At 62.6% G+C, this 14,459-nt stretch carries 13 protein-coding genes; 5 read left to right on the top strand and 8 right to left on the bottom strand.

From position 1 onward, the window contains the following. Nucleotides 1-157: 157 nt before the first annotated feature. Together modB and modC are read left to right on the top strand one after the other, a co-directional pair. Nucleotides 158-817: a molybdate ABC transporter permease subunit gene (gene modB, locus V9T28_RS01600; protein ID WP_445242141.1), complete on the top strand. Its 660-nt coding sequence runs from the start codon at nt 158-160 to the stop codon at nt 815-817. Then, the gene (gene modC / locus V9T28_RS01595; RefSeq protein ID WP_116400475.1) at nt 814-1,908 is read left to right on the top strand and encodes a molybdenum ABC transporter ATP-binding protein; all 1,095 of its coding nucleotides are present in this window, start codon (nt 814-816) and stop codon (nt 1,906-1,908) included. Before modB ends, modC begins: the two co-directional genes overlap by 4 nt. 3 nt (nt 1,909-1,911) lie before the next feature. Here the strand turns inward: modC and V9T28_RS01590 are convergent, their stop codons facing one another. After that, complete coding sequence (locus V9T28_RS01590; protein WP_116400474.1) at nt 1,912-2,661, bottom strand: SDR family oxidoreductase; 750 nt, start codon at nt 2,659-2,661, stop codon at nt 1,912-1,914. 112 nt (nt 2,662-2,773) lie between these two features. On the opposite strand from V9T28_RS01590, the gene V9T28_RS01585 reads away from it, so the two are divergent. Then, entirely contained in the window at nt 2,774-3,679 is a 906-nt protein-coding gene (locus V9T28_RS01585) for a LysR family transcriptional regulator (RefSeq protein WP_116400473.1), read from the top strand. A gap of 87 nt (nt 3,680-3,766) precedes the next feature. After that, nucleotides 3,767-6,652, top strand: coding sequence for a [protein-PII] uridylyltransferase (locus V9T28_RS01580; RefSeq protein ID WP_116400472.1), 2,886 nt, complete (start codon nt 3,767-3,769; stop codon nt 6,650-6,652). A 45-nt stretch (nt 6,653-6,697) separates the two neighbouring features. Here the strand turns inward: V9T28_RS01580 and V9T28_RS01575 are convergent, their stop codons facing one another. The 5 genes from V9T28_RS01575 to V9T28_RS01555 all read right to left on the bottom strand — a co-directional run bounded on the left by V9T28_RS01575 (nt 6,698) and on the right by V9T28_RS01555 (nt 11,610). Beyond that, nucleotides 6,698-7,054 carry a hypothetical protein gene (locus V9T28_RS01575; RefSeq protein ID WP_116400471.1) on the bottom strand — a complete coding sequence of 119 codons (357 nt, stop codon included), beginning with the start codon at nt 7,052-7,054 and terminating at the stop codon, nt 6,698-6,700. 46 nt (nt 7,055-7,100) lie between these two features. Further along, the gene (locus V9T28_RS01570) at nt 7,101-8,345 is read right to left on the bottom strand and encodes an SAM-dependent methyltransferase (protein ID WP_116400740.1); all 1,245 of its coding nucleotides are present in this window, start codon (nt 8,343-8,345) and stop codon (nt 7,101-7,103) included. Between the two features lie 84 nt (nt 8,346-8,429). After that, nucleotides 8,430-9,917 (bottom strand): MDR family MFS transporter, encoded by a 1,488-nt coding sequence (locus V9T28_RS01565; protein ID WP_116400470.1) that lies wholly within the window; start codon nt 9,915-9,917, stop codon nt 8,430-8,432. Nucleotides 9,918-10,056: 139 nt separating this feature from the next. Next, nucleotides 10,057-11,298: a RecQ family ATP-dependent DNA helicase gene (locus V9T28_RS01560; RefSeq protein ID WP_116400469.1), complete on the bottom strand. Its 1,242-nt coding sequence runs from the start codon at nt 11,296-11,298 to the stop codon at nt 10,057-10,059. Nucleotides 11,299-11,337: 39 nt separating this feature from the next. Next, entirely contained in the window at nt 11,338-11,610 is a 273-nt protein-coding gene (locus V9T28_RS01555) for a DUF6356 family protein (RefSeq protein WP_116400468.1), read from the bottom strand. A 127-nt stretch (nt 11,611-11,737) separates the two neighbouring features. On the opposite strand from V9T28_RS01555, the gene V9T28_RS01550 reads away from it, so the two are divergent. Beyond that, a complete protein-coding gene (locus V9T28_RS01550; RefSeq protein WP_199500113.1) occupies nt 11,738-12,202 on the top strand; it encodes an Lrp/AsnC family transcriptional regulator in 465 nt (154 codons plus the stop codon). Between the two features lie 147 nt (nt 12,203-12,349). Here the strand turns inward: V9T28_RS01550 and hrcA are convergent, their stop codons facing one another. Both hrcA and V9T28_RS01540 read right to left on the bottom strand, forming a co-directional pair. Next, on the bottom strand, nt 12,350-13,444 hold the full coding sequence (gene hrcA, locus V9T28_RS01545) for a heat-inducible transcriptional repressor HrcA (RefSeq protein WP_116400739.1): 1,095 nt from the start codon (nt 13,442-13,444) through the stop codon (nt 12,350-12,352). 276 nt (nt 13,445-13,720) lie between these two features. Then, a complete protein-coding gene (locus V9T28_RS01540) occupies nt 13,721-14,380 on the bottom strand; it encodes a hypothetical protein (protein WP_116400466.1) in 660 nt (219 codons plus the stop codon). Nucleotides 14,381-14,459 lie beyond the last annotated feature (79 nt).

Below are 14,459 nucleotides of genomic sequence, written 5' to 3'. Positions count from 1 at the left end.
CTTCCAGGTCGCTGGGCAAGAGGCGGCGTGGAAGGCCGCGGTCCGTTCGGCGCCATTGCACGCCTGCCGCATTCCGCTACATTGAGGGCACTGATTTTTCACGGTTTCGGCCCTCTTGCTGTTTGCGCCCCTTTCCCCCGACGATTGGACGGCCGTCTTGCTGTCTTTGAAAATCGCGCTGGTTGCGGTTTGCGCGAGCCTGATTCCGGGCATTGCGCTCGCCTATGTTTTGGCCAAGAAGGAGTTTTGGGGCAAGACCTTGCTCGACGGATTCGTGCATCTGCCGCTCGTCCTGCCGCCGGTCGTGACTGGCTATTTCCTGCTGCTTGAGTTCGGACGGCGTGGCCCGCTCGGCATGCTTCTGCTGCAAGCTTTTGATTTTACGTTTGCTTTTCGTTGGACCGGCGCGGCGCTGGCCTCCGCCATCATGGGCTTTCCGCTCATGGTGCGCGCCATGCGCCTGTCGTTCGAGGCGGTCGATCCCAAACTCGAAGCGGCAGCGAGCAGCCTGGGGGCAAATCCGTTCCTTCGCTTTCTCCTCGTCAGCCTGCCGCTGGCTCTGCCGGGGGTCATCTCTGGTGCAATCTTAAGCTTTGCCAAGGCGTTAGGAGAATTTGGCGCGACCATCACCTTCGTCTCGAACATTCCCGGCGAGACCCGCACCATCGCCTCGGCGATCTATACCAACCTGCAGACGCCGGATGGGGACGCGTCGGCCATGCGCCTCACCCTGGTCGCTATCGTGATCTCCATGGCGGCGCTCATTGCCTCCGAATTCCTGCAGCGCCGCAGCCTGGCGAAACGGGCGCGCGCATGATCTCGTGCGCCATTCACCATGAGACGGGCAATTTCGTGCTCGACGCCGAATTCGAGAATACCGACGGCGTGCTCGCGTTCTTCGGCCCCTCGGGCTCGGGCAAATCCACCTTGATCAACCTGATCGCCGGCCTGACCCGGCTGCAACAGGGCCGCGTGACGCTGGGCGGCGAGACGCTCGACGACACGGCGGCCGGCCTGTCCATGCCGGTGCACCGCCGCCGAATCGGCCTCGTCTTTCAGGATTCGCGGCTGTTTCCGCACCTCACCGTGCGGCAGAATTTGCTGTTCGGCCAGTTTCTCGCACCGAAATCGGCGCGCCGCGTGGCCTTCGGACCGTTGATCGATACCCTCGGCCTCGGCGCCCTGCTGCAGCGCCGGCCCGAAAGCCTCTCGGGCGGCGAGCGCCAGCGGGTCGCGATTGGCCGCGCCCTGTTGATGGGGCCGCGCCTGCTTGCCATGGACGAGCCGCTCGCGGCACTCGACGACGCACGGCGACAGGAAATCCTGCCGATGATCGAGCAGGTGCGCGATGTCGCCGGCGTGCCGATCATCTATGTCTCGCACGCGATCCCCGAAGTGGCGCGGCTCGCCGCCCAGGTGATCGTGCTCGCCAAGGGCAAAATCGTGCGGCGCGGCGCGCCGCAGGACGTGTTCGGACGCTCTTGGCAAAGCGACGAAAGCCGCTTCGACCTCGCCTCCGTGCTCACCGCGGAGATCGGCGCTTATGATGCCGCCCATGGGCTGACCACGATCGAGCATCCGGCGGGAGCGATTCAGATGATCGGCCGCATCGGCGCCGCCGGCACGCCGACCCGGATCGTCATCCGCTCGACCGATGTTGCCCTGAGCCGCACTCTACTGTCGGGCCTCACTATGCGCACCGCGCTGCAGGGCCAGATCGATCAAATCGAGATGGACGATGGCCCGCTGGCGCTGGTGCATATCGCCCTGCCAGGCGGCAATCAGCTCGCCGCCGCCGTCACCCGCAAGGCGGTGAACGAACTCGGGCTCAGGGAAGGCGACGCCATCGTCGCCTTGGTGAAGAGCGTTGCGTTGGACGAGCGGCAGATCGGGCCGTCGCGATGGTGAGATTTACAGCGTGCCCATGCCACCATCGATCATGATTTCGCTGCCGACGGTGTAGGTGGCCTCGTCCGAAGCCAGGAACACCACGGCCTTCGCGATCTCGGAGGGCTCACCGAACCGGCCGGCCGGCACCAGGCCCTTGATGTTTTCGGCAACGTTTTTGAGGTCGGCCTCATTGAAACCGAGCTTGCCGTAAAGAGGGGTCGTGATGGGGCCGGGGCTGACCGCATTGAGACGGATGCCGCGCCCGATGAGTTCGCCCGACAAAGTGCGGATGAATGACTGCAGCGCGGCCTTCGTGGCAGCATAGACGCTCGAATTCGGCATGCCGATATGGGCATTGACCGACGTATTCAGCACGATCGATGCCGGATTGGCCAGGATCGGCAGCAGCGCCTGCAGCAAGAAATACGGACCCTTGACGTTGATATCGAAGACGCGGTCGAAATTGGCCTCGTCCCAAGCCTCGAGGGGCTTGAGCAGAGCGATGCCGGCGTTGACGAAGACGATGTCGAGACCGCCGAACGCCTGTTTGACGGCTTCCGCCACGATCCTCTGGCCCGCGACGTCGGCGGCGTCGGCCTTGATGACCAGCACATCCGGGCCGAGTTCCTTCTGCGCGGCCTCCAGCGTGGCGGGATTGGTGCCGGTGACGGCGACGCGCGCGCCCTCACTGAGAAATTGACGCGCCGTCTCCAGCCCGATGCCGCTGGTGCCGCCGGTGATGAGGGCGCGCTTGCCTTTGAGCCTGTCCATGATTTCGGTTCCTTCTCGTTGGTATGGATCTTCCATGCGGCGGAATATGGCCCAAGCTGCCTGTTCGGACTATTATGCAAATCATGTATCTACTTTCCGGAAAGATAGAACAATGAAATTCGATGGCATTGCCAGTTTCGTGGCGGTTGCCGAAGAGGGCTCGATCAGCGAGGCGGCACGGGCGCTCCGGCTGTCGAAATCGGTCGTCAGCGAACGGCTCGCTGAGTTGGAACGGAGCCTTGGGGCTTCACTTCTCCATCGTACGACGCGCAGGGTCTCGGTGACGGAGGACGGTGCCGCCTTCCTTGAGCGCGCCAAACGGATCCTGCAGGAAGTGTCGGAAGCAAAGACCGATTTGGCCGAACGGCGTGGGACTCTCAGCGGCCCAATGCGGATCTCGGCGCCCGTCACCTTCGGCCGGATGCATCTGGGGCCGGCGCTCTACCCCTTTCTCGCCGCCAATCCCGAAATCGAGATGTCGCTCGACCTCGACGACCGCCGTGTCGATATCGCTTCGGGGGTCTATGACGGCGTCGTGCGGCACGGGACCATCGACGATTCCCGACTCATGGTCTGGCGCCTGGCGCCGAGCCGCCGCGTGCTGGTGGCCTCCGACGATTATCTCGCCCGCCACGGCGTGCCCGCGACGATTGCCGAGCTCAATGCGCACAAGGGCATTTTCTACACGAACCGCGGCGTTGCGGACTGGCGCTTCGCAACCCCGAAGGGCGTTGAGATCGTTCGCGCCCGCATCGGATTCAGGGTCAACAATGGCGATATGATGCGGGACGCCACGGTCGCCGGTCTCGGCATCGCCCTGCTGCCCCTCTTCATCGCCGGGCCGGATATTCGCGATGGCAAGGTTAAGGTCGTCGATGTCGGCGTTCGTCCGGCCTCGGAATTCATCTACCTGGCCCATCCGGAAGGCCGGCGGCCGCCCGCGAAACTTCGCGCGTTAGCGGATCACTTGAAGGCCGCATTCGGCGATCCACCCTATTGGGAGAACGGCGTAGATTGAGCTCCGCCCAGTGCGCGCCTTTCTCCGTGCTTTTCGCCCCGCCGGGGAGTAAAGCGGTCTCAAGATTTGAGTTATGATAGCGATTCCATGACGCCTTTGGACACGATCGATCCGCCCTACCGCCACCCCGCCGCGCGGGTGCGCGACATCGTGCTCGACCGGGCCGCGCTCGACGCCGATATCGCGGTGCTGCGGAAGGCCCATCCGCACGACAATACGGCTTTCCGCAAAGCGGCGACCGAGCGCTTCAAACAGGCGCTCGAAGAGGAGCGTGCGCGCATCCGCGCCGATTTCGAGGCCTATCCCCGTGGCCTCCTGTGCGCCGCGCGGCTCGCCACGCTCGAGGACGATCTGATCCGCGCTATCCACGATTACGTCGTGCGCTACATTTATCCCAACCAGAACCCGTCGAGCGGCGAACGGCTGTCGATCGTCGCGGTCGGCGGGTATGGCCGCGGCACGCTGGCGCCCGGCTCCGACATCGACCTCCTGTTCCTGCTGCCCTACAAGCAGACGCCCTGGTGCGAAAGCGTGGTGGAAACCATCCTCTACGTACTGTGGGACCTGCGCCAGAAGGTCGGCCACGCCACCCGTTCGGTCAGCGAATGCATTCGCCAAGCCAAGGGCGACATGACGGTCCGCACAGCAATGCTGGAAGCGCGCTTCATCGACGGCGATCGCGTGTTGTTCGACGACTTGCGCGAGGCCTTCGACCGCGACGTGGTGCGCGGCAGCGCCCGCGAATTCGTCGCGGCAAAACTCGCCGAACGCGAGTCGCGCGTCAATCGGGCCGGCGCGTCGCGCTATCTCGTCGAACCCAATGTGAAAGAGGGCAAGGGGGGATTGCGCGATCTCAACACCTTGTTCTGGATTGCCAAATATGTGTACCGCGTGCGCGACGTCTCGGAACTCGTTGCCGCCGGCCTATTCACGCCGCAGGAATTGCGGCTGTTCAAACGCTGCGACGAATTTTTGTGGTGCGTGCGCTGCCTGCTGCATTTCATCACCGGCCGCGCCGAAGAGCGCTTGACCTTTGACCGCCAGCGGCAAGTGGCGAACGAACTCGGTTATGCCTCGCGCACCGGCCTCTCCGCGGTCGAGCGGTTCATGAAGCACTATTTCCTCATCGCCAAGGATGTTGGCGATCTCACCGCCATCGTGTGCTCGGCGATGGAGGAGCGCGAGGCGAAACCGCGTGCCATGCTCGACCGCTTCATGGGGCGGTTGCGGCGGCGCAAACATGTCGAAGGCATGACCGCCTTTGCGATCGAGACCAACCGCATCACCGTCGCACGGCCGGACGTGTTCGACACGGATCCGGTCAATCTTATCCGCCTGTTCTGGGCCGCCGACCAAACCGGCCTCGCCATTCACCCGGATGCGACGCGCCTCGTCACCCTGTCGTTGAAGAACATCAACGCGCGCATCCGCGAGGACCACGAGGCCAACCGGCTCTTCCTCGACATTCTCACCTCGCGCCATACGCCGGAAATCGTGCTGCGCCGCATGAACGAGGCGGGCGTGCTTGGCCGCTTCATTCCCGATTTCGGCCGCGTCGTCGCGATGATGCAGTTCAACATGTATCATCACTACACCGTCGACGAACATTTGATCCGCACCGTCGGCGTTCTGGCAGCAATCGGCGCGGGACGGTTCAAGGAAGAATTGCCGGTCTCGGCCGAGATCATGCCGAACATTCCCAATCGGCGCGTGCTCTATGTCGCGGCCTTCCTGCACGATATCGCCAAAGGCCGCAAAGAGGATCACTCGCTCGCCGGCGCGGAGGTCGCGCGCAAATTGTGCCCGCGCTTCGGCATGAGTACGGCGGAGACCGAGACGGTCGCCTGGCTCGTCGAATACCACCTCGTGATGTCGACGACAGCGCAGAGCCGCGATCTGTCCGACCCGCGTACCATCGAGACATTCGCCCATATCGTCCAGAGCTTGGAGCGCCTGCGCCTGCTGCTGCTGTTGACGGTCTGCGATATTCGCGCCGTCGGCCCCGGCGTGTGGAACGGCTGGAAGGGGCAATTGCTGCGCACGCTCTATTGGGAAACCGAAATCGTGCTGACCGGCGGCTATTCGGCGGTCGACCGCAAGGGCCGTGTCGCCTATGCGCAAGACCAATTGCGCAAGAGCCTGCCGGGCTGGTCGGACTACGAATTCGACCAATATGCGCAGCGCCATTATCCGGCCTATTGGCTGAAGGTCGATCTGCCGCGCAAGATTCAGCACGCGAATTTGCTGCGGCTTGCCGCGGTCGAAATGAAATCCCTGGTGACGGAAGTCGCGACCGACGAATTCCGCAGCGTCACCGAGCTGACCGTCATCGCGCCGGATCACCCGCGGCTCCTGTCGGTGATTTTCGGCGCCTGCGCGGCAGCGGGCGCCAATATCGTCGACGCGCAGATTTTCACCACCAACGACGGCCTCGCGCTCGATACGATCTTCATCAGCCGCGGCTTTGAGCGCGACGACGACGAGCGCCGCCGCGCCGACCGCATCGCCACACATATCGAAAAGGCCTTGCGCGGCGAAATCCAGCTCGGCTCGGTGGTGGCAGCCAAGGGCGGCGTGCCGAAGGGACGCGCCAAGACCTTCCCGCTCGCGCCGGAAGTGATGATCGACAATGGGCTGTCGAATCGCTACACGCTGCTCGAAGTCTCCGGCCTCGACCGCCCCGGCCTGCTCTACGATCTCACCAATGTGATGTGGCGGCTTAACCTCAACATCGGCTCCGCCCATGTCGCGACCTTCGGTGAAAAGGCGGTAGACGTCTTTTACGTGACCGATCTCACCGGCGCGAAGGTCACCAATGCGACGCGGCAAGCGGCGATCAAGCGCCATCTGCTCGAAGTCTTTGCGGTCGACGAGGACGGGAAGAAGAAGGGCGATGAGGCAAATGCTGCAGCCTCACGCGCGTCGCGCCGGTCACACAGCAGGCGCGAGGGTGAACATGGCGCCTCAAAATGACGAAGTGAGGCAAAGGATCATTTTGAAATCGTTGTTGCGCAGCGCTCAAGTGTATCGCCGTTTCGTCGGCGCCCGCGCCGCCTTGTTCGGCTTGCGTGCCATGGCCCAGTCGCGCGCTTTCTCGACCATCGCCAAAATGCGATCCGGGTCTTTGCTGTCGTAGCGGACGAGAACCGCTGGCCAGCCGTCATAATGCGCGGTTTGCCAATAGGTGCCGGGATCGGTTTCGAGCAGCATCTCCTTCGTGCCTTTGTCGATATGCAGCACGAAACTGCCGGGCTGATGGCCGGGGCTGACGATCGCATGGCCATTCGCCTTCGCGGTAGGCAGACCGTAATGGGTTCCGGACTCGGTGCCCGGCAGCGCAAGCGCATGGGCGACGATTTTGTCCCAGTCCAGCATGTGCCTATGCTCCTCCCGAGATTTCGCCATGCCGCACGTGGCGCGCTCAGAGCAGCGTCAGCTCTGCCTCCCGCTTGCGCAAGGCGGTCTCGCGCTCGGCGATATAATCGCGCGTGAGCGGCACGGCGGTCTGCTTGCGGGCGAGCTGAATCTGAAACACTGCGACATTCTCATAGTGAAACGCGACTTCGCACATGGCGAGATAATATTCCCACATCAGGCAGAAGCGTTCGTCGTAGAGCGCCTTGGCTTCCTCGCGCCGCGCCATGAAGCGGTTGCGCCAATGGCGCAGGGTTTGCGCGTAATGCAGGCGCAGGATTTCGACATCGGTCACGGTGAAGCCGATGCGCTCCACGATCGGCGTGATTTCGGACAGCGCCGGCAGATAGCCGCCGGGGAAGATGTACTTGGTCAGCCAGGCATTCGGCGCGTTGGGGCCATCGATCTGGCCGATCGTGTGCAACAGCATCACGCCGTCATCGTCGAGCAGGTCGTAGCATTTCTGGAAGAAGGCGGAATAGGTCTGGTAGCCCACGTGCTCGAACATGCCGACCGAAACGATGCGCTTGAACGGGCCGGTGACGTCGCGGTAATCGCGCAACTCGAACTGCACCTTGTCTTCGATCTTCTTGGCCTTTGCCCGCTCGTTGGCCAGCGCCAATTGCTCTTCCGACAACGTGACGCCGAGCACGTAATCGGCCTTCGCGATCTCCGAGAGATAGAGCGCCATGCCGCCCCAACCGGAGCCGATATCCAGCACCTTGTCGCCCGGTTCGACACCGAGTTTCGCAACGATGTGGCGCTTCTTAGCGAGCTGCGCGTCCTCGAGCGAGGCATCCCAACGCTCGAAATAGGCGCAGGAATATTGCCGGTCGCTGTCGAGGAACAAATCGTAGAGCTTGCGGTCGAGGTCGTAATGATGCGCGACGTTGGCCTTGGCGGAATCGCGGCCGATTCTCGACAGAAGCCTACGGCCATGGAAGCGCGCGCGGTCGATGAGCTTGACGACGAACGGATCCTTTTCGCGATGGGTCTCGCGCAGCAGCATGTCGAGAAAATCGTAGATTGTGCCTTGCTCGACCTTGAGCCGCCCTTCCATGAACAATTCGCCGACCCGCAGATCGGGATCGGTGAGAAAGGCCAGAATGGCCTTGCGGTCGGTAAAACGCACGGCGACGGCCTGTCCGGAGCCATCGCCGAAACTGCGCTTTTTGCCGCCGGGCGTATAGACGATCAAAGTCCCGCGGGTGACGAGACCGGCAATGATTCTGGCCAACAAACGATCAATCACGCAGCGCCACTCCACTTATCCCTCTCGATCCTGAGAGACCTAGACAGGCGATGCAGCCGGGTCAAGCCGGGGATTGTGTTCTCGTCACTCGTGCGATGGCGCGGGTGCGGCGGAGCTGCGCAGCGGGCGCTCTTCCATGATGGCCATAAAAAACAGCGCGCAGGCGAGCAGCAGCGCCGCCGACGCAAAGACGGTGCGGAAGATTCGCACCAGGCCCGTCACGTCGGCACCGCTCGCCAGCAGCGATTCGAGCGACACGCCATGGCCGGAGGAACTCGCCACCGCCGAACCGCCCAGAACGATCGCACCGAACAGGGCCACAGCCAAGGCGCCGCCGAGCGAGCGGAAGAAATTGGCGGCGCCCGTCGCCGTGCCGAGTTCGTGCATCGCCACGGCATTTTGGATGGCGATGGTGCAGACGGGCAAAATCGTGCCCAGGCCCATGCTCATGCCGACAAAGGCAAGCTCCAGCGCCCACAGCGGCAATTGCACCGGACTGAGCGCGACAAGGGCGGCTGAGACGACCGACAGAACGAGGCCCGCAGTCGGCATGCGCTTGTAATGTTTCACGAAGGTGAGAATGCGGCCGGAAATCGTCGCGCCCGTCACCGTGCCGATCATAAAAGGGACAAGCGCCAACCCGGAATGGCTCGGGTCGAGGCCGTAGACCGCTTCCATATAAATCGGAATGTAGATCGACAGGCCGATAAAGGCGCCCATGCCGAAACAGGCCGACAAAGTGCCGGCACGCACCACCGGATTGGCGAGCACGCTCATGGGAATGAGCGGCTCTTGCGCGCGGCTCACGCGCCAGCCGAAGCCCGCCCACAGCAGCACGGAGAGGCCGATGAGCCCCAACACTTGCGGCGAACCCCAAGGGTAGCGCAAGCCGCCCCAGCTGAGCGCCAGCAGCAGCGTGCAACTGGCAAAGACCATGAGCACGGCACCCGGAATGTCAAGCTGGTGCGGTCGCTCATGGCGCGGCAAGCGTTTCAGGCGCGCACTCGTCATTGCCCAAGCGCCAATCCCAAGCGGCACGTTGATCCAAAAGATCAGCGACCAGTGCAGATGCTCGGCGAAAAAGCCGCCGAGCAACGGCCCGACCAGACTGGAGGTGATGAAAACGGACGCGATATAGACCTGATAGCGCGCGCGTTCGCGCGGAGCGACGATGTCGGCGATGATCGTCTGCGCCAGGGAGATGAGCCCGCCGCCGCCAAGCCCCTGCAGCGCCCGCGCAACCGACAGGATCACGATGCTACGTGACAACCCGCAGGCGATCGACCCGATCACGAAGGTCGCGATGCCGATCTGCAGCATGACGCGCCGGCCGTAGATGTCCGACAATTTGCCGTAGAGCGGCGTGACCGCGGTCCCGGCCAGAAGATAGGCTGTCACCACCCAAGGCAGGTTTTCCACATCGCCCATCTCGCGTCCCATGGTCGGCATCGCGGTCGCGACGATCGTCTGATCGATCGCGGCGAGCAGCATGGCGAGAATCAGGCCGACGATGATGCCCTTGATCTCTTCGAGCGAGAGAGGCTTTTCGGTTTGGGGGGCCGGCGCATGCATGTGAATTAACGACTCTTCAGGCAACAAGGCCGGGACAATGCCCATGATTGGGCCGGAATAAAGGCCGAATCGCACATGGCAGACATGTGGCCTGAAGGAAGCGCGCTCTCCACGAAGAGAGGATGGGACTCGCGCCGCATCATTCCCGCCCGAGCCATCGCCACAAACGGTCGCGGTCCGCGCATCTGTCGCAATGGCCGCACCGCGTGCTCGCTTCGCCGAAAGCGGCGAGCAAGTTCACCCGGCGGCAACGGTACGAGCGGCACAAATGCACCAGCGCATTCAGCCTTTGCAGATCGATCGCTTTCTCCTCCTCCGGCGCGGCACTTTGCGCGATATAGCGGCGGCGCTGGCGCACCTCCGCCGGATCGAACAAAGCGAGTGTCGTGGCCGGCGCGCCGTCCCGCCCGGCCCGGCCGATTTCCTGATAATAGCTTTCGATCGAGCCTGGCAGGTCGGCGTGGCAGACGAAGCGCACGTCCGGCTTGTCGATCCCGAGCCCGAACGCGACGGTCGCGACCATGACGACCCCAAGCCCATGCAGGAACTCGTCCTGATGCCGCGCCCGCGCCTCCACCTCCATGCCGGCATGATAGGGCACCGCCCAGTGGCCCTCCGACGTCAGATAAGCGCTCAAGGCTTCGGTGCGGCGGCGCGAGCCGCAATAGACGATGCCGCTTTCGCCGCGATGCTGACGGAGTTCCACCTCGATCTGCCGCGCCGCATCCTGCTTTGCCGCGACTTTGAGAAAGATATTGGGCCGGTCGAAGGACTGCAGGAAAATGCGCGGCTGCAGCCGGAACAATTTTCGCACGATGTCGCGCCGCGTCTCGACGTCCGCCGTCGCTGTCAGGCCGATCGTCTGCGGCTCGCCGAGCGCCTTGCGCACGCTCGCAAGACCCAAGTAATCGGGGCGGAACGCATGCCCCCAGCGCGAGATGCAATGGGCCTCGTCGATCGCGAGCATGGTCACGCCGACCTCGCGCAACAGGCGCAGAAAATCGGGATCGGCAAGGCGCTCGGGGGCGACATAGAGGAGGCGCAATTTGCGCCGCCGCAGCGCGTCCTCGGTGGCAAAATAATCGGGCGCCTCAGTGCCGGAATTTAGCGTGCCCGCGGCCACGCCACGCTGTTTGAGCGTTGCCACCTGATCGCGCATGAGGGCGATCAGCGGCGAGACCACGAGCGTCAGCCCGGGCCGCATCAGCGCCGGAAGCTGGTACAGGAGGGATTTGCCACTGCCCGTGGGAAAGACGGCAAGGACGTCATCGCCCGCCAGAATGGCTTCCAGCGCATCGGCTTGACCGGGACGAAAGGACGCGAAGCCAAAATGCTCCTTCAGGGCACCCACCACGCGATCCTGGCCGTCCCGTAAGTCCATCTCCTCCCCCTATGGGGTAAGTCTAGAACCTATGTCGGGTTACAGCCAACCCCATTCTGCGGCGGGCGTCTGCGGATTTTGCGAGGCGACCGCGGTATTGGCCCCGCGTCGCGTCATGTCGGCATACATGGCCTTGACCATGTTCGACGCGGTACGCTCGAACAGGAAGGGAAAGACCGCATGGGTGAAGGCGCAGAAGCTCATGAACAGGAAACGAGAGCCATAGCGCGAAGCGACGCCGAAATGTTCGAAATAAGTCTCGTTGACGGCCTCGGGATGAGCCATGAACAGGCGGTGCAGGTTTTTCAGCATGGAACGCTCCCCGTCGGATGATAACGGTAAGACTAGCTACAAAGGGGCGGTGCATTCATCCCAAATAATCGACATTTTCGGCTATGTGTGTTAAATTTATCTCATGGATTGACCAGAATTCGGGAAAATTTCCCATATGCTCGATACGACCGACAAGCGCATCCTCCGGGCCCTGCAAGCCGACGCAACACTCTCGCTCGAGGCGCTCGCGGAGCTCACGCATATTTCGCGCAATGCCTGTTGGCGGCGGGTGCAAGCACTCGAGGCGGCCGGCACGATTCGCCGTCGGGTGGCACTGCTCGACCCGAAAGCGCTGAATCTCGGCCTTGTCGTCCTGATCCATATTCGCGCCAACCAGCACAATGCAGCCTGGACCGAGCAGTTCCGCAAGGCGGTGTTGGGTCTGCCCGAAATTCTGGCCGCTTACCGCACGGCCGGCGACATCGATTACATTCTGCGCGCCCGCGTACCGGACGTTGCGGGCTACGATGCTTTATACAAAAAGCTGATTGCAACCGTCGAACTGTCGGACGTCTCGGCGCATTTCGTGATGGAAGAAATGAAGGATACCTGGGAATTGCCCTTGGGTTAGCCCGTCGCCAGATCGGGATATGCATCAACCGTGCCTGGAAAGATCTGGTGGCGCCGGATGGGATCTGTATGGCAACCTGCCGATCCAAGGGTAGTTTGTCGTCACCAAGTCCTGAGTCTCTGTCATAACGGGTCGACCTGGACGCACTTATGCCTTGCGGCCCTCAAGCAGCTTGCCGACGATTTTCGCCGTATAATCGACCATCGGCACGATCCGCGCATAATTCAACCGCGTCGGGCCGATCACGCCCAAAACGCCGACGATCTTCTGGCCACCATCGCTGAAGGGCGCCGCGATCATCGAGGAGCCGGAGAGCGAAAACAGCTTGTTTTCCGAACCGATGAAGATGCGCACGCCCTCGCCGCTTTCCGCGCGGCTCAGGAGGTCAATCACATCCTTCTTGGTCTCGAGATCGGCGAACAGCAGGCGGATGCGCTCGAGATCGTCGAGTGCGGTGAGGTCCTCGAGCAGATTGGCCTGGCCGCGCACGATCAATTGCTGCGCATCGCCCTGCATGCCGGCCCACGAGGCAAGGCCGGCATCGACGAGGCGCGAGGTGAGCTGATCCAATTCATCCTTGGCGGCCTGGCGCGCCGCCTCGATCTCCCCGCGCACATGTGCGAGCGTGCGGCCGCGGATGCGCGCGTTGAGATAATTGGCGGCCTCCAGCAGGGCGGACGCCGGCAGACCGGGCGGGGTCAGGATGACACGATTTTCCACCTGGCCGTCTTCGGCGACGAGGACCGCGAGCGCCCGTTCCGGGTCGAGCCGCACGAATTCGATATGTTTGAGCCGCGCATCACCCTTCGACGTGACGACGAGGCCAGCGCCGCGCGTCAGGCCGGAGAGCAGGCTGGAGGCTTCCGCCAACACGCCGTCGAGCGTTTTGCCCTGGCTCGCAGCCTTCACATCGGCCTCGATCCGGCCGCGCTCCTCGCGCGACAGATCGCCGATCTCCATCATCGCATCGACGAAGAAGCGCAGGCCGAGATCGGTGGGCAGACGCCCTGCACTGGTGTGCGGAGCGTAAATCAGGCCAAGATCCTCCAAATCCTGCATCACGTTGCGAATCGAGGCCGGCGACAGGGTCATCGGCAGGATGCGGGCCAGATTGCGCGATCCGACCGGCTCGCCGCTGGCCAGGTAGCTTTCGACGAGGTTCTTGAAAATCTCGCGCGAACGGGCATTCAGGCCTGCGGCGACACCCGGATCGAACACGGAGGGAGTGGGAGACTGCGCCATAAGCCAAAAATGGCGGCACCGGCGCAAAGATGCAAGATCATGCAAAAATTCATAGCAAAAATACGAGCTGCGCATCACACAAATGCCTAGCTCGCCCTATCTACTAGGTCAGTCTTGCTGCTCTAGGGTGCGAGCTATGTCGATCACCGGTTCAAATTTTCTACACCATACCGGCGACATTCTGGCCTACGCGATGTGGATCGCCATTGGCCTCGTCATTGTCGCCGCGTTTTTCATTGCATAAGGCCGCCGGCATTTCCGGCGGCCCGACCTTGCTCACCTTTGTCGCGCCTCCAGCTTTTCGAACACCAGGGCTGCGAGAAAGCCGAACAGCATGTGGCCGACCCAGCTCATGAACGACAGGTCGCCGCCCCAATCCATCAGCAGGAACGGCAGTCCGGCGACGGGCGCGAAAATGCCGAGCGCGTTGAACCAGGTGTAGGATCCCCAGCTCAGGCAATTGGCGATCAGCGGATTGGGATTAATGAAGCGCGTTGCCGTCGTGAGCGTCACCAGCAGCCAGAAGATGCCCATCCACTGGGTGAAGGAATGCCACCAGACCAGGGACAAAACGACAAAGCCCGTGAACAGCAGCCAGACGCCGGCATCCAGAATGATCGCCCAATGTTTGATCCCGCGCGAGACGATGTAATAGAGGACCGGATAGCCGACGATGCCGAGGAAATAATGCACCGCCGTCGCATTGGCATTGGCCGGCTGCATGCTGAGATCGTAATTGGTGCCCGCGAATCGATTGACGAGCGACAGAACGAGACCGGGTGGTTCGAGCGGATTGCCCACTACCCACACAGTGATGATGCGCGACCAGATCTCCCAGGCCATCAGCGAAATATAGCCGCCGATAAACAAATTCAGCAGCGTGGGCGCCGACGGAATCGCCGGGATGGAAAGTTCGAACTGCGATGACTGTGTCATAGGCGTCCCCAATAGCGATGTACTTTTATAGTCCAAGACAAAGTCCGTGGCGTTTCAGTTTGTCGTGACTGAGCGCGCG

It is taken from the genome of Methylovirgula sp. 4M-Z18, from assembly GCF_037890675.1.
Classification (GTDB): domain Bacteria; phylum Pseudomonadota; class Alphaproteobacteria; order Rhizobiales; family Beijerinckiaceae; genus 4M-Z18.
Note: the sequence above shows the minus strand (reverse complement) of the source record. Positions and strands in the feature narration are given on the sequence as shown.

What these genes read in the sequence shown, in the direction of transcription:
- modC (WP_116400475.1), top strand. Translation starts at nt 814, where the DNA reads ATGATCTCGTGCGCCATTCACCATGAGACGGGCAATTTCGTGCTCGAC.
- V9T28_RS01590 (WP_116400474.1), bottom strand. Translation starts at nt 2,661, where the DNA reads ATGGACAGGCTCAAAGGCAAGCGCGCCCTCATCACCGGCGGCACCAGC.
- V9T28_RS01585 (WP_116400473.1), top strand. Translation starts at nt 2,774, where the DNA reads ATGAAATTCGATGGCATTGCCAGTTTCGTGGCGGTTGCCGAAGAGGGC.
- V9T28_RS01580 (WP_116400472.1), top strand. Translation starts at nt 3,767, where the DNA reads ATGACGCCTTTGGACACGATCGATCCGCCCTACCGCCACCCCGCCGCG.
- V9T28_RS01575 (WP_116400471.1), bottom strand. Translation starts at nt 7,054, where the DNA reads ATGCTGGACTGGGACAAAATCGTCGCCCATGCGCTTGCGCTGCCGGGC.
- V9T28_RS01565 (WP_116400470.1), bottom strand. Translation starts at nt 9,917, where the DNA reads ATGCATGCGCCGGCCCCCCAAACCGAAAAGCCTCTCTCGCTCGAAGAG.
- V9T28_RS01560 (WP_116400469.1), bottom strand. Translation starts at nt 11,298, where the DNA reads ATGGACTTACGGGACGGCCAGGATCGCGTGGTGGGTGCCCTGAAGGAG.
- V9T28_RS01555 (WP_116400468.1), bottom strand. Translation starts at nt 11,610, where the DNA reads ATGCTGAAAAACCTGCACCGCCTGTTCATGGCTCATCCCGAGGCCGTC.
- hrcA (WP_116400739.1), bottom strand. Translation starts at nt 13,444, where the DNA reads ATGGCGCAGTCTCCCACTCCCTCCGTGTTCGATCCGGGTGTCGCCGCA.
- V9T28_RS01540 (WP_116400466.1), bottom strand. Translation starts at nt 14,380, where the DNA reads ATGACACAGTCATCGCAGTTCGAACTTTCCATCCCGGCGATTCCGTCG.